This window comes from Vibrio sp. 1F255, from assembly GCF_041439145.1.
GTDB lineage: Bacteria > Pseudomonadota > Gammaproteobacteria > Enterobacterales > Vibrionaceae > Vibrio > Vibrio crassostreae_C.
Genome location: NZ_JBGONQ010000021.1, coordinates 31,614 through 46,192 on the forward strand (window position 1 = coordinate 31,614; position 14,579 = coordinate 46,192).

The window sequence follows — 14,579 nt, forward strand, 5'->3', positions numbered from 1 at the left end:
GTGTAGGGCGTTCGCTGTACGGCCACAGGTCAGAGGGACCATTATTCTGTGGTTCAAAGTAACGCCGTAAAGTACAAAACTCGTACGCGCTCCTGAACTCGTGGGCGCATAGTAGCGAGGCGATCCGAATTGATCCGTGAGAGAGATCGCACTAACTATTAACAAATCAGCGTAGGACGTAAATTGAATGACGTTTTCCACGCTAGGTCACATTTGTAACAACATATTTATCAGAAGGCAGTAAGGCATGACGACCACAAGCAGTGTTCAGGTAATTGCTCCACAGACACTCAATACCATGACGTTTCCACTTCATGGCGCGCGTTTAATTGAAGCATCGGCGGGTACTGGTAAAACATTTACTATCGCTGGCTTGTACTTACGCTTACTGCTCGGACACGGCACGGCAGCACCAACAGGAGAGCTTACAGAAGCTACCCGACATCATGAGCCACTTACCGTAGATCAAATTCTGGTCGTGACTTTTACCGAAGCGGCAACCGCAGAGCTGCGAGATCGTATCCGTGCACGAATCCATGATGCACGCATTGCGTTTGCTCGCGGGCAAAGTGATGACCCAGTGATTGCGCCTCTGTTGCAAGAGATCGAAGACCACGCAGGCGCTGCGAAAACACTGCTCAATGCCGAAAGGCAAATGGATGAAGCGGCGGTCTACACCATTCACGGCTTCTGTCAGCGTATGTTGACTCAAAATGCCTTCGAGTCTGGAAGCCGCTTTGATAATGAATTTGTGACCGATGAAAGTCACCTAAAAGCGCAAGTGGTTGCTGACTACTGGCGTAAGCAGTTTTACCCGCTGCCGACTCAACTGGCTGGTGAGGTTCGTAATATTTGGGGTTCACCGGCTGCGTTATTAGCAGACGTAAATCGTTATCTGACAGGATCTCCGCTGAAATTGACGGTAGATGCGATGTCGGGCGACCTGCAAACTCTGCACAACCAAAACCTAGATAAAGTGAAGCAACTTAAAGCGCTATGGTGTGAATCCGAAGCGGACTTTTTGGCTTTGATCTCTGCTTCGGATGTGAACAAACGTAGCTACACCAAGAAGTCTCTGCCGACATGGTTAGAAGCGGTGACAGCATGGGCGCAGAGCGACACTCATGATTATCAATATCCAGATAAGTTAGAGAAGTTCTCGCAAGCCACTCTCATTGAAAAAACACCGAAAGGCACTGCACCTCAGCATGCAGTTTTCGGAGCGATTGAGGATTTCTTAAATCACCCAGCTGATTTGAAAGCTCCGTTATTGGCGCATGCGATTACTCATTGTCGAACTATGCTCGCCAAGGCGAAACAGCAAAAGCAGTGGTTGTCGTTTGATGACCTACTGACCCAGTTATCTGCGTCGATCGATGTCGATGAGCAGTCACTGCTGGTGGAAAGGATTCGCACGCTCTACCCGGTGGCGATGATCGATGAATTTCAGGATACCGACCCACTGCAATACAGTATTTTTAGCCGAATCTATCTTGATAATCCGCAGTGCGGCTTGTTTATGATCGGTGACCCAAAGCAGGCGATTTATGGCTTCCGTGGCGCAGATATCTTTACCTATATCAAGGCGAGAAACCAAGTTAGTGCTCACTACACCTTAGGCACTAACTGGCGCTCAAGTGCCGATATGGTCAGTGCAGTAAACCAAGTGTTTATGAATTCGGACAGCCCGTTTATCTACGATCAAGACATTCCATTTTTGCCCGTTGCTGCCAGTCCATCAGCCGACAAACGCCAATGGGTGATGAACGGAGAAACTCAGCACGCACTTACCTTTTGGCTGCAAGAGGCTGAAGATAAGCCATTGCCGAAAGGTGAATATCACAAGGCAATGGCAGAAGCGACAGCGAGTCAAATTCAAACTATTCTGACCGCTTCTCAAAATCAACAAGCCTATTTTGATAACGGCAAAAAACAACATGCCGTGAATGCGGGTGATATTGCTGTTTTGGTTCGAACCGGTAGTGAAGGTCGTCTGATTAAGAACGCGTTGTCGGAACAAGGCATTGCGAGCGTGTATTTATCCAACCGAGACAGTGTGTTCACCAGCTTGGTCGCACAAGATATTCAACGTTTGTTGCAGGCGGTGCTGACACCTGAAAATGACCGAGCATTACGCGCCAGTTTAGCGTCGGAGTTGTTTGCTCTGGATGCCGCATCATTGGATGAACTCAACAACGATGAAGTGGTGTGGGAAAACGTCGTTAACGAGTTTAGAGAATATCGTAAGTTGTGGCTTCAGCGCGGCGTGTTGCCAATGCTTCGCAGCGTGATCAGTAAACGACATCTCGCGGAACGCTTACTGGAAGAAGAAAATGGTGAGCGCTCACTCACTGATTTAATGCACATTGGCGAATTGTTGCAACAAGCAAGACAAGAACTCGACAGTGACTATGGCTTGTTGCGTTGGCTGGCTGAAGCAATCTCAGATGCACAAAATGGTTTAGGTGGCAGTGACGACGACATTCAACGCCTTGAATCAGAAAGAAACTTGGTTCAAATCGTTACCATTCATAAATCGAAAGGCTTGGAATATGACTTAGTATTTTTGCCGTTCGTTGCAAGCTATCGTGAAGCGAGTGAAGGTAAGTTCTACGACCATGATTCAGACACCACAGTACTCGATATTACTGGCAGCGACAGTGCCTTAGCGCAAGCCGATAAAGAACGACTAGCGGAAGATTTGCGCCTGGTTTATGTAGCGCTGACTCGTGCTGTTTATGGATGTTTTATTGGCATGGCACCGCTACGTAAAGGGCGTTCAACCAAAGAGCCGACCGGCGTGCACTTGAGTGCCATGGGCTATTTGGTTCAAAACGGACAAGAGCAAGGCATCGCCGAGTTGCATCAAGCTCTATCGGCTATTGAGGGTAAGAATTCCAGTGTGCTGTTAGCAGAAACACCTACCGCTCACGAACAAATTTTTGTGCAAACAGAGCAAGTGAGTGACGACTTACAGGCCAGTGAACTTAAGGCTTCAATTGACCGAGCTTGGCGTATCACCAGTTACTCGGGGCTTGTCAAACAGGGCAGTCACGGTGCGAGTCATGACGCGACCATTGAGGTGTCTGGTTTTGATATTGACTCGGCTGATGAGCAGGATGAGTCTGAGTTGATTGAGCCTGAACGCTCTATCTTTACGTTCCCTCGTGGTGCTCGCCCAGGTACTTTCTTACACACCTTGTTTGAGGAGGTTGAATTTACCGAGCCAGCAACCAGTGAACATAACACGCAAGTAATCACTCACTTATTAGAATCAGAGCAATATGAATTAGAGTGGCTACCTGTGCTTCAGCAACTGGTCGATACAGTGCTGAACACCGCATTAGACGGCAAGAACTTAAAGCTAAGCGAGAAAGACTCGACGCAACGTTTAGTTGAGATGGAATTCTTACTGCCGATCGAAGTATTGGCTGCATCTGAACTGAATCAAACCATTCAATATCACGATCCATTGTCAGCCAAAGCGGGCGATCTAGGTTTCCAAACCGTGCAAGGTATGTTGAAAGGCTTCATCGATTTGGTGTTTGAGCACCAAGGTAAATACTATGTACTCGACTGGAAATCGAATCACTTAGGAGATGATGTTGCTGTCTACCATGGCGAGGCATTGAAATCGGCGATGGCCGACCATCGCTATGATTTGCAATATCAAATCTATGCATTGGCGTTGCACCGTTTCTTACGCAGCCGCGTTGCCAATTACAGCTACGAACAACATTTTGGTGGCGTGTACTACTTGTTCTTACGAGGAATGGACGGCCAATCTCAGCAAGGTATTTTCTCGGCCAAACCAACACTGGCTTTACTTGATGAAATGGATCAATTGATTGACGGTAAAGTGATAGACAGACGTTCGGCACAATTGAATGACGATGAAACTGGACAGATGGGGCTTTTATAATGACAACAACGACCACTAATACCGGCATAGATACTGCGAACACAGCAAAGCCAGTTTCACTTATTCCTGAGCAACTGATGGATGTACTCCAGTTTCTTGCGGATAAGGGTTCTATTCGTCAGTTGGATTATCAATTTGCCCGTTTTCTTGCTCAGCAAGCCACGAGCTACCCTCAAGAGATCGGCTTTCTCGCGGGGGTAGTGAGCCATGAATTAGGCAAAGGACACATTTGTACTCAGCTTATACAGCAGCATACGACAGGCCCTGAACTAGCGGCAGATCTTGCTCAGTTACTTGGGTTATACGGTGAAACTGCACTGCAATTGAACCAAAAACTGTTGGGTATTGATTGGGTGGCTGTGCTTCAATCATCAAACTTAGTGGGAACGACCAACGATTGTGTTAAGCCTCTAATGTTCGATGGGCAGCGTGTCTATTTACAGCGTTATTGGAACTACGAAGTTGTGTTGGCTGAGACCTTAAACCGTTTAAGTAAGCCGGTAGAGTTCAATACTGAGCAGAAAAAAGCGCTGACTGAAACGCTCAATCTGCTTTTTGCACGTAGCTATCATTTTCTGTTTAACGCCTTAGCCAAGGCTGAAGCAAGCCAACAAACGTCTCAGGTATTACGCCAACAATTGGTGTGTGACCATCTTGATATTGTGAATGAGCAGGCTTTAGATTGGGGATCAATCGACCAAGCGATTGTTCAAGCCAAGCAAGTGACAGATTTAGATGCGCTGGATAGCCTCGTGCCGTTATCTGTCTGTTTGAACTGGCAAAAGGTCGCGGCAGCGGTAGCGTTGAGTCGTCGTTTTGCGGTGATTTCTGGTGGGCCGGGTACTGGTAAAACAACCACGGTAACCAAATTACTGTCGGCGATGGTCGAGCAATCTCTCAGCCAAGGTAAAACACCAACGATTAAGCTAGTGGCACCAACGGGTAAAGCGGCGGCGCGTTTAACCGAGTCGATCGGTAAAGCAATTGAACAGCTGCCATTAGCGCCTGAAGTGAAAGCCAACATACCGACCGAATCGAGCACCTTACACAGATTACTCGGCGCGATTCCTAACCGTGCTGAGTTTAGGCATAACCGACGCAATCCACTCCACCTTGATATCTTGGTAGTGGATGAAGCTTCAATGGTTGATCTGTCGATGATGTATAAGCTGGTGGATGCACTTCCTGAGCACGCAAGGCTCATCTTATTGGGTGATAAAGACCAACTCGCTTCAGTAGAGGCAGGTGCTGTGCTCGGTGATATCTGTTCATTCAACTCTGCAGGGTACAGCACAGCGCAAGGCAATTTGATTGCAGAGATGACAGGTTTTGATGCGATAGCTAAACCAAGACAAGACAAAGCTGGAGCGGTGAATCCGCCTGCGATTGCGGATAGCTTGTGTATGCTGCAGAAGAGTTATCGTTTCGATGCGCGCTCCGGTATCGGTCAGCTGGCAAAAGCAATCAATAATGGTTCTGCGAATCAAGTAGACCAAGTGTTTGCCAAAGGTTTTGGCGATATCGAAAACCACCCTCTGTCGAGTGACAGCTATAACCTGATGCTGCGTACTTTGGTTAACGAGTATGGTGCGTACCTCAATAGAATGAATGTGCCGTTGGAAGAGTTAGAAACTCAAGAAGCGAGAGCGAAATCGGTACTCGATTTGTTCAGCCAATGCCGACTGTTGTGTTCCATTCGTGAAGGGGATTTTGGTGTTAAAGGCCTCAACCACAGAATTGAAAGAGCACTGGCCGCAAGGCGTTTGGTGAGCCCTCATAATGATGAGCTGTGGTATCACGGACGTCCTGTTATGGTGACGCGAAATGATCATGGCTTGGGTTTGTACAATGGTGATATTGGTATCTGTATGCTTGAGGCGGGTTCTAGTCAACCTGACTTAACCCCTCGTTTGAAGGTCTATTTTGAGTTGCCCGATGGCAGCGTAAAAGCTGTGCTACCAAGCCGAGTGCCCGATCATGAAACGGCTTATGCAATGACAATACACAAATCTCAGGGTAGTGAATTTGATCTGACCTTAATGATCTTGCCGCCAGATTTCAGCCCTATTTTAACGCGGGAGCTTATCTATACAGGTATTACACGTGCGAAGAAACGACTGATGATGTTCAGCGATACAAATGTGTTGAAGCGTGGGATTAAGGTGAAAACAGAGCGAGTGAGTGGTTTAGGCAGTCGCTTAACGAATTAGTCGTTATGGACGGCTAGAGAAGGTTTTGAACTTAGGGCTAGATAAACACAAAGCAACCATCCTTGGTTGCTTTGAGCGTTATTAGGAATCAGAGCCTAAAAACGCTCGAGTAAACGATATGTGGTTTATCTTGTACTTTGCTTGGCAATTCAAAATAAACTCTTTTAGATTCTCGCTAACAGGGAACACGCAGTGTACGTCTAGCCCTTCTAAGAATTGGTTATCAGCCATATCCCAAAAACTTTGCAGCGAGTTACAAACAATGGTTCTCATATCAATATTGCTCTTTTTGCTGTTTATATTAACGAGCAGAGCTAATGTTAGCGTGCTGGCCGTCAACGGGTATAGCAATCCGTGCAGTGACCACTTCAATGAGTTCGACATGACTATCGAGATGGCAATTCCAATAAAAACATTTGTTAAGATTATTAAAGCGTCTAAATTCTATACAATTATACGTATGAGTGAAAGTGCATAGTTAATAAATCTCATATAGAAAACGATTACATTTGCAATTATTTTTCTGTCGAAGTGAGATTGTGCTCCAAAACTTTATTTATACGTTGAGCGCCAAGATCTTTGAGTTTCTCTGATAGTTGTATAACCCTTGTTTTTCCATCGGTAATTCATCAACCGCTATCTCGTAAAAACCCTGTTCACGGAACCAGTGAAGGCTGTGCGTAGTAAGGACAAAAATCTGGTCGATATCACGAGATTTTGATTGGTGACGCATGTAATCCAGCAACAATTGCCCACGGTTTCCATCTCGATAGTCAGGGTGAATCGCCACACACGCCATCTCTGCCATGTGATCTTCCGGATACGCATATAGTGCAGCGCAACCAATAATCAGTCCGTCTTTTTCGATAATCGTAAAGCGGTGAATCTCTTGTTCCAATTGTTCTCTTGAGCGACGAACGAGAATGCCTTGTTCTTCCAAAGGACGAATAAGGTCAAATATGCCACCAATATCGTCAATCTGAGCTTGTCTTACTTGCTCGGCACTAGCCATGACCACTTGGGTTCCAATACCGTCAAAAGAGAACAACTCTTGGATTAATGCGCCATCTACCTTGTAGCTGATTAGATGACAACGAGGCACACCAGCTCGACAAGCGGAGATCGCTCCTTTCAAGAAGCGCAGTGTTCCTGTGCTCATGTCTTCGGCAGGATTTTGAGATTCCGTTAATCGTTCTAGAATTTGCTTGGCATCTTTAGGGAAGAGTTCGGCGAGCACGTTACCGCGTTCATCTGTTACCCCTTGTTCGGAGCAGAAGCCAATCAGCTTGTCGGCCTTTAGACGAATAGCAACTTGGGTAGCGACCTCTTCAGAAAGTAGGTTAAAGCTTTCGCCTGTCACGGAGCTGGCAATAGGGCCAAGCAGTACAATTGAACCTTGGTCAAGCGTGCGATTGATCCCTTCGATATCGATTCGACGAATACGCCCGCTGTGGCAATAATCCGTACCGTCATCCACGCCAAGCGGTTGAGCCGTAATGAAGTTACCACTCATAACATTGAGTTGAGTGCCTGCCATCGGCGTGTTGTTTAAGCTCATTGAGAGGCGTGCGGTGATGGCAAGTTGAAGCTGTCCAGCAGCCTGCATAGCGACGCCCAAAGAATATTCATCAGTGACCCTAATATTCTTGTGATAAGGCGTATGGCAATCTTGCTTGGCGAGCAATTGGTTGATCTGCGGTCTTGCCCCGTGAACGAGAACAATCTTTACTCCAAGGCTGTGGAGCAAGGCTATATCACTAATAATGTTACCAAAGTTCCTGTCGGCAACGGCTTCGCCTCCCAGCATAATGACCATGGTTTTGCCACGGTGAGCATTTACGTAAGGGGTTGATTGTCTGAAACCTTTTACTAGCGCTGTACTTCTTAATTTCACAGAACAAGTCCATTTTGTTTATTTATTCGATAATTTAGCATTTAAATTCAAATGTAAACAACACCTTTTTGGAATAAAGCGCAAACTATTCTTATCTAGGCTTCAATATATAAACTGTCTCAGTGTAGAATGCGCATAGCATCCTTATGAGTAGTCACCGAATGCAACAAGCTCCAGCAACAAAGAACAAAATCGATGAGATAACCAAAGGTCTCTACAGCGAAGCTGATCAGCGCAATCAATCTAAGTTGAAGCGTAAGATCATTGAACGTTGTTTAATGGTTCTAGCCTTAGTGGGTTCGTTTGCGGTGGTTTCTTTGTTCGGCGATGTGCTTTCCCGAGTGCAAAATGCGGCGACGCCCGACAATCTGATATACGGCACTTGGATAGAGCAAGATGTTGCACATTATGCGACCGATGAGTTTGTTCTGAATGCTAATGGTGTGTCAGTTCGTGGGTCTGTTGTTTCGACGAGCTTTGACTTTGATGGAAACTACTTTGAATACAAGGCGGGTGATAAAACCTATCGCTTCCGCATGACCAATTCTGACAATACAGAAATGGTGCTCGATTCTGACAGTCACTACAATCCCATCTTCCGCCTTAAGGGCCATATCGATAACTCCGTCCGATAGGTTATCTTCTTGTAAACTCTTACAATCTAAGATTGTGTTATCTGACTGTTTTTGTCATCCTCGATGCATAGAATTTTTAGGATGACTCTTGTGATTAAAAAATGGCTTCCCCTTGTCGCTGCCTCTTTGTTATTTGGCTGTGCTCAACCCACTGATCTTGCTCAGCAACACCTTGATGACGAATTTCCTCGCACCTTGAATAAGGTCGATCAGGTTGAATCCAATAAACCAAGAGACTACACCGCATTTGCAGAACAAGCTGAGATGGTGGTTTCTAAATCCCCTTCGATGGCTAAAATCTATGAGCCGCTTTATCAACAACTCAATGAGTGGGCGATGTTGAGTGGAGATCCAAGCGAGCTAGCGAATTTTGGCGTTCAAACCGCTCAACTAGGTGGTGGTGATAAACAAGGCAATGTTTTGTTCACGGGCTACTTTTCTCCTGTGATGGAGCTGCGCCACGAAGCGAATGAAGAATACCGTTACCCTGTTTACGGGCTTCCTGAGTGTGGCAAAGAGTGTCCAACACGCGAAGAGATTTACAACGGCGCATTAGAAGGTCAAGGCCTTGAGTTAGGTTATTCAGCAAACCGTATCGACCCATTTATGATGGAAGTGCAGGGCAGTGGATTTGTGCACTTCGGTGATGATGACACGCTGCAGTATTTCGCCTACGCGGGTAAGAATAATAAAGCTTATGTGAGCATTGGCCGTGTTCTGATTGAACGAGGCTTAGTTCCACGCGAAAAAATGTCGCTAAAAGCAATCAAAGAGTGGGTATTGGCAAACGATCCTGAAGTAGTGAAAGAGCTGCTTGAGCAAAACCCTTCTTTCGTTTTCTTTGAAGCGAGAGACGACCTATCGGTAATGGGCAGCGCGGGCATTCCTCTATTACCGATGGCGGCGGTAGCGGGCGATCGCTCTATCTTACCTATGGGAACACCGATTCTTGCTGAGGTTCCACTACTGAATGCTGATGGTACTTGGAGCGGCGCTCATCAACTAAGACTGCTATTGGTTTTGGATACGGGCGGCGCGGTTAAGCAAAACCATTTGGACCTTTACCACGGCATGGGCCCTCGAGCGGGTACAGAAGCGGGCCATTACAAGCATTTTGGTCGTGTGTGGAAGCTCGGTTTAGATGGCAGCGCAACTGAAGCGCCTTGGGCTTTGCCTCCTGAAAAGGTTGAGTAAGCTACAATAAAATAGGGCATTGAAAGCGAATCGCTAATCCCCTAGACTTTTTATTCAAGAGTGCGTATAAAACGCACTCTTTTCTTTTTCTCAGAAATAAATTGGCGGCAACAATGCGTGAATTGACCACTCCAGCTTCAGAAAACTATGACCAACGATTTGGTGGCACCCGTCGCCTATATGGCAATAGTGAAGTCGACATACTTAGAGCAGCACACGTGTGTGTGATCGGTATTGGTGGTGTCGGTTCATGGGCGGTTGAAGCGCTTGCTCGTACTGGTTTAGGTGAGCTGACTTTGATCGATATGGATGATGTGTGTGTGACCAACATCAACCGTCAGATCCACGCAATGTCGGGTACCGTTGGTAAAAGCAAAATTGAAGTGATGGCAGAGCGCGTTAAGCTGATTAACCCTGAGTGTAAAGTTAACCTGATTGACGACTTCATCGGCCCAGACAATCAGGCTGAATACCTGTCGAAAGAGTTCGACTTTGTGTTAGATGCGATTGATAGCATGAAAGCTAAGGCTTCACTGTTGGCATATTGTCGTAGCAACAAAATTAAGGTGATCACCACTGGTGGTGCGGGTGGTCAAATCGATCCGACTCAAATCAAAGTGGCTGATCTGACGAAGACGATTCAAGATCCGCTCGCGAAGAAGCTAAAAGATACCCTTCGTCGTCATCATAATTTCCCTAAGAATCCAGCACGTAAGTTTGGTATCGATTGTGTGTTCTCAACTGAACAGCTGAAATACCCTCAAGCTGACGGCAGTGTCTGTGCTGCGAAAGCGACAGCAGAAGGTCCAAAACGTATGGATTGTGCGACGGGTTTTGGTGCGGCAACAGTTGTAACGGCGACGTTTGGTTTTGTAGCTGTTTCGCGTATCGTTGAAAAGCTGATTCAAAAGCACGCTAAGTAACGTCTTTTACTCAATTAACAATCGACTGGATATTAAAATGACCACATTCCCAAGCTCTCCATTCGGCACTGAAATTACCAGTGATGATATCGTCGCGAAGATGCAGACATTCAGCGGCTGGGAAGACCGTTATCGCCAAGTGATTCAATGGGGTAAGAAACTGCCAACGATGCCTGATGAACTGAAAAGTGAGCAGGTGATTGTCTCTGGCTGTGAAAGCCAAGTGTGGTTGGTTTCTCAAAATATCGACGGTGTTTGGCACTTTTGTGCTGATTCTGATGCTCGTATTGTGCGCGGTCTGATTGCATTAGTGATGGCTGCGTATGATGGAAAAACATCAGAGCAGGTTCAAGCGTTCGATATTGATGGTTACTTTGAACAAATCGGTCTAATTACCCACCTTAGCCCATCTCGCGGTAATGGATTAAAAGCGATTGTTGCTCAAATCCAAGAGCTAAGTGCTTAATATCTCCTTGATACACAGAAGCAAAAAGGGTTGACGTTAAACGCCAACCCTAAGTAATTTCGCTACTCCCTAAAGCATATCAACGGCTTTTTCTATCGCCGCTACGAGCTTTTCAACATCATCCATGTTGTTGTAAATACCAAATGAAATTCGAACCGTTCCTTTCACATTAAGTGCATCCATTAATGGGTGAGCACAATGATGTCCTGCACGTACTGCGATACCTTGCTGATCCAGTAGAGTCGCTATATCTTGATGGTGAACACCATCCATCACAAAAGTAATCACACTTGCGTTAGGTTGATACCCTAAAATCTGAATGTCATCCAGTTTACTGAGAGCAAGATAAGTCTCGTGTTGTAGCTGGTGGATATGATTTTCGATATCTTGTTGTGCAAAACCACTTAACCATTCTATTGCGGTGCTTAAGGCAATCGCTCCCGCCACATTTGGTGTGCCCGCTTCGAATTTGCCAGGCAGTTCTGAAAAAGTAGTGCCAGAGAAAGAGACGCGCTCAACCATTTTGCCACCGCCATGCCAAGGTGGCATCGCTTTGAGCAATTCAAGCTTGCCGTAAAGCACACCGATACCCGCAGGGGCATAGAGTTTGTGCCCAGAGAATACGTAGAAATCCGCACCTAAAGCAGCAACATCAATAGGCTCATGAACGATCCCTTGCGCGCCATCTACCACCACAATTGCATTCATCTTGTGTGCTTTCTCGATGACAGCTTCAATTGGCTGACGAGAACCCGTCACGTTGGTTATCTGAGCTAATGCAACAATCTTGGTTCGTTCATTTAAAAGTGCATCAAACGCAGTGAGGTCAAGTTCACAATCCGATGTCATCGGTACTTTAACGACTTTAGCACCGGTTTGTTCTGCAACAATTTGCCAAGGCACTATGTTGGCGTGATGTTCCATTTCACTCACTAAGATCTCATCGCCTGGCTGAAGGGTGCTTCTTGCGTAGGTTTGAGCTATTAGGTTGAGCGCCTCGGTTGCACCGCGAGTCCAGATGATCTCTTTTGAAGAGCTTGCTCCAATAAACTGAGCGACCTTATCTCTGGCTGCTTCAAACTGACTGGTCGCGTTCGCTGTTAAACTATGGCTACCGCGGTGAACATTGGCATTTTGCTTGGAGTAATACTGGCTAATGGCATCAATAACTACCTGAGGTTTTTGTGTCGTTGCCGCGCTGTCTAAGTAAATCAATGGTTGTTGATTGATGGTTTGTGATAGCGCAGGAAACTGCTCTCGGATGTGATTGATATCAAGCATCTATTCTTACCTAAAATCTTGGAAATTGGTGCCAGCGTTATGCTTAGCGGTATTGTTATTTTATCGCGACTTGTTGACCGTTGCTGACTAATCTTGATGATTCCAGCTATTTTCTTGCTCTTTGACCTGATCGAACAGTTTTTGGTTAACGGGAACTTCTATCTGATGCTTAAGCGCTGTTTTTATTAGGTGTCCAGTGATGAAGTCGATCTCTGTCTTGCGTTGGTAAAACATATCCTGCTTCATGGATGAGTTGTTCTGCGCCGTGGCTTGGATGACCTGCTTGACACTTGCTTCTAATCCGTCGAATGAACAAGCGATCTCTTCGGCCTGCATAACTAGCGTTAGCTCTTCAACGATAGAACTTAAAATACCCTCAAACCTTTGGTCTGCAAGTTCGCCGTTCTTGATTTGTTCCAACCCAGTGAGTGGGTTGATAGCACAATTGATGGCGAGTTTAGTCCATAGTGCGGATGTTATCTCTGGGTTCCAACTCACAGCGGGGAGAGCATTATCTAAGACATCAACTAAAAACGTGCACTGTTGACCCGTCTGGTTAAAAGTACCCAATTGAGTTTGCCCCAATCCAGTATGAGACACATTGTTTCGGTTGGGTTTGAATGCTGCTTGAGTTGTCGTCGCCAATACTATCGGGTGATCATCAATTTTAGTAGCAATGTTATCGACCGCACCCATTCCGTTATGCATGAACATGAGAATGGTGTCAGAGTCGAGGTATTGAAGTAACGGAGTAGTGGCTTCTTCTACTTGCCAAGCTTTGACTGTGAAGATCACTAAGTCACTCGTTGATAGCTTTTCGATATTGTTATTACTGAAGGAAAGTGAAGTTTGCTCATCAAGTGTTAGGTCAATTGAGGTTTCAGGGGAGCGACTCCACAACGAGACATTATGACCAGCTTGAAGCAATTTAATCGCCCATAAAGAGCCGATAGCTCCTGGTCCAACAATAGTGATGTTCACAGTAATACCGAGATAAGAAAGTGATGCTGCAAGGATAGCGAGGCATTAAATGAAAGCAATAAAAAATGGCACCCGAGGGTGCCATTTTGGAAACTTTCTTAGAAGTTCGATTAGAACTTGTAAGTTACTGCAACGTAGTGACCGAAGCCTGTTGATTTGAATCCATCAGTATCTTTAATACCGTAGATGTCTTTGTAACCTTTTAGGCCGTAACCAACAGCAAAACGATCTGAGTGCCAGTAGATACCATTGTACATTGCACCACCGTTACTTGCAGAAGAGTACTTGTCTTCCAGACCAAATTGGTAATCGATGTAACCTTGGTAAGAGACGAATGAACCGTTCTCGAAGAAGTAGAAAGGTTTAAACCAGTTTGCAGAAACTTGGTAACCGTTCCAATCTTTGTTGTTTGAATCGTATGTACCGTAAAGGTTTAGGCCAATTTTGCCTAACCACGGAACCATTACGTCAGAACCTAAACCAACTTTTTGAGTGTTAACGCCAGAGTTACCACCCCATTCCATAAGTGTAGATACGTAAAGCTCTTGAACTGGACCGAAAGAAAGATCTTTACCTGTAAGTCCGTCTAGAGACATACGAGGAGCGAACTTCATGAACATCTTTTCAGCACCAGCTTTATCGCTGCCTGGATCAGACGTTAGGTTGAATACGTCAACATAGCCATAAAGGTCGAAGATTCCCGAGCGGCCACCGAATTCCATCTCTAGGTAATCATGTGAAGACTCACCTGGAAGTTCGTCAATTGCAGCCATAAGGTTGAATTGCATCCATTTGTAATCGTTCTTATGGATGTCGCCGTCAGAATAATCAGCCGCCATTACTGGAGCAGATGCTGCTGCAAGTAGGCCAAGAGTTAAAAGTGATTTACGCATAATGGAACTCTCTATGTTTGAAATAAGTAACCCGCTAATCCGTGCGTGTTTATGATGTCCGAATGCCGAGCATAATAGCGATTTTGTTCTCAAATAAAAGTGAGACGGAGTGAAAATTACAATTATTAAGGTGAAGTTGATCACACTAATGATCTAAATGATGGAACTTTAATGTGGCAA

Annotated in this window: 11 protein-coding genes; 6 read left to right on the forward strand and 5 right to left on the reverse strand. The window is 45.7% G+C overall.

The window, feature by feature from the left end; translation table 11 throughout:
- Positions 1 to 247: 247 nt before the first annotated feature.
- Positions 248 to 3,922, forward strand: coding sequence for an exodeoxyribonuclease V subunit beta (gene recB, locus ACED41_RS12835; protein ID WP_371725099.1), 3,675 nt, complete (start codon positions 248 to 250; stop codon positions 3,920 to 3,922).
- Complete coding sequence (gene recD, locus ACED41_RS12840) at positions 3,922 to 6,132, forward strand: exodeoxyribonuclease V subunit alpha (RefSeq protein WP_017059894.1); 2,211 nt, start codon at positions 3,922 to 3,924, stop codon at positions 6,130 to 6,132. The genes recB and recD overlap by 1 nt, the downstream gene beginning before the upstream one ends.
- Positions 6,133 to 6,213: 81 nt before the next feature.
- Here recD and ACED41_RS12845 read toward each other — a convergent pair whose 3' ends face one another.
- Positions 6,214 to 6,405: a hypothetical protein gene (locus ACED41_RS12845; protein WP_046224581.1), complete on the reverse strand. Its 192-nt coding sequence runs from the start codon at positions 6,403 to 6,405 to the stop codon at positions 6,214 to 6,216.
- A 283-nt stretch (positions 6,406 to 6,688) separates the two neighbouring features.
- Complete coding sequence (gene argA, locus ACED41_RS12850; RefSeq protein WP_017065782.1) at positions 6,689 to 8,026, reverse strand: amino-acid N-acetyltransferase; 1,338 nt, start codon at positions 8,024 to 8,026, stop codon at positions 6,689 to 6,691.
- A gap of 161 nt (positions 8,027 to 8,187) precedes the next feature.
- Here argA and ACED41_RS12855 point away from each other — a divergent pair, with 161 nt between their 5' ends.
- The 4 genes from ACED41_RS12855 to csdE all read left to right on the forward strand — a co-directional run bounded on the left by ACED41_RS12855 (position 8,188) and on the right by csdE (position 11,244).
- Positions 8,188 to 8,661 (forward strand): DUF2850 domain-containing protein, encoded by a 474-nt coding sequence (locus tag ACED41_RS12855; RefSeq protein ID WP_017064193.1) that lies wholly within the window; start codon positions 8,188 to 8,190, stop codon positions 8,659 to 8,661.
- Positions 8,662 to 8,742: 81 nt separating this feature from the next.
- Positions 8,743 to 9,855 carry a murein transglycosylase A gene (mltA, locus tag ACED41_RS12860; protein WP_017059898.1) on the forward strand — a complete coding sequence of 371 codons (1,113 nt, stop codon included), beginning with the start codon at positions 8,743 to 8,745 and terminating at the stop codon, positions 9,853 to 9,855.
- Between the two features lie 113 nt (positions 9,856 to 9,968).
- A complete protein-coding gene (gene tcdA, locus ACED41_RS12865; protein WP_017059899.1) occupies positions 9,969 to 10,778 on the forward strand; it encodes a tRNA cyclic N6-threonylcarbamoyladenosine(37) synthase TcdA in 810 nt (269 codons plus the stop codon).
- A gap of 37 nt (positions 10,779 to 10,815) precedes the next feature.
- The gene (gene csdE, locus ACED41_RS12870; protein ID WP_017059900.1) at positions 10,816 to 11,244 is read left to right on the forward strand and encodes a cysteine desulfurase sulfur acceptor subunit CsdE; all 429 of its coding nucleotides are present in this window, start codon (positions 10,816 to 10,818) and stop codon (positions 11,242 to 11,244) included.
- Positions 11,245 to 11,313: 69 nt separating this feature from the next.
- Here the strand turns inward: csdE and csdA are convergent, their stop codons facing one another.
- The 3 genes from csdA to ACED41_RS12885 all read right to left on the reverse strand — a co-directional run bounded on the left by csdA (position 11,314) and on the right by ACED41_RS12885 (position 14,399).
- Complete coding sequence (csdA, locus tag ACED41_RS12875; protein ID WP_137001986.1) at positions 11,314 to 12,525, reverse strand: cysteine desulfurase CsdA; 1,212 nt, start codon at positions 12,523 to 12,525, stop codon at positions 11,314 to 11,316.
- Between the two features lie 87 nt (positions 12,526 to 12,612).
- Complete coding sequence (gene panE, locus ACED41_RS12880; RefSeq protein ID WP_102394086.1) at positions 12,613 to 13,506, reverse strand: 2-dehydropantoate 2-reductase; 894 nt, start codon at positions 13,504 to 13,506, stop codon at positions 12,613 to 12,615.
- A 110-nt stretch (positions 13,507 to 13,616) separates the two neighbouring features.
- A complete protein-coding gene (locus tag ACED41_RS12885; RefSeq protein WP_017059903.1) occupies positions 13,617 to 14,399 on the reverse strand; it encodes an outer membrane protein OmpK in 783 nt (260 codons plus the stop codon).
- Positions 14,400 to 14,579: the final 180 nt, after the last annotated feature.

Excerpts from the sequence above, each read along its gene's own strand:
- recD (WP_017059894.1), top strand. The coding sequence starts at position 3,922 with ATGACAACAACGACCACTAATACCGGCATAGATACTGCGAACACAGCA.
- ACED41_RS12885 (WP_017059903.1), bottom strand. The coding sequence starts at position 14,399 with ATGCGTAAATCACTTTTAACTCTTGGCCTACTTGCAGCAGCATCTGCT.
- csdE (WP_017059900.1), top strand. The coding sequence starts at position 10,816 with ATGACCACATTCCCAAGCTCTCCATTCGGCACTGAAATTACCAGTGAT.
- ACED41_RS12855 (WP_017064193.1), top strand. The coding sequence starts at position 8,188 with ATGCAACAAGCTCCAGCAACAAAGAACAAAATCGATGAGATAACCAAA.
- mltA (WP_017059898.1), top strand. The coding sequence starts at position 8,743 with ATGACTCTTGTGATTAAAAAATGGCTTCCCCTTGTCGCTGCCTCTTTG.
- ACED41_RS12845 (WP_046224581.1), bottom strand. The coding sequence starts at position 6,405 with ATGAGAACCATTGTTTGTAACTCGCTGCAAAGTTTTTGGGATATGGCT.
- csdA (WP_137001986.1), bottom strand. The coding sequence starts at position 12,525 with ATGCTTGATATCAATCACATCCGAGAGCAGTTTCCTGCGCTATCACAA.
- tcdA (WP_017059899.1), top strand. The coding sequence starts at position 9,969 with ATGCGTGAATTGACCACTCCAGCTTCAGAAAACTATGACCAACGATTT.
- recB (WP_371725099.1), top strand. The coding sequence starts at position 248 with ATGACGACCACAAGCAGTGTTCAGGTAATTGCTCCACAGACACTCAAT.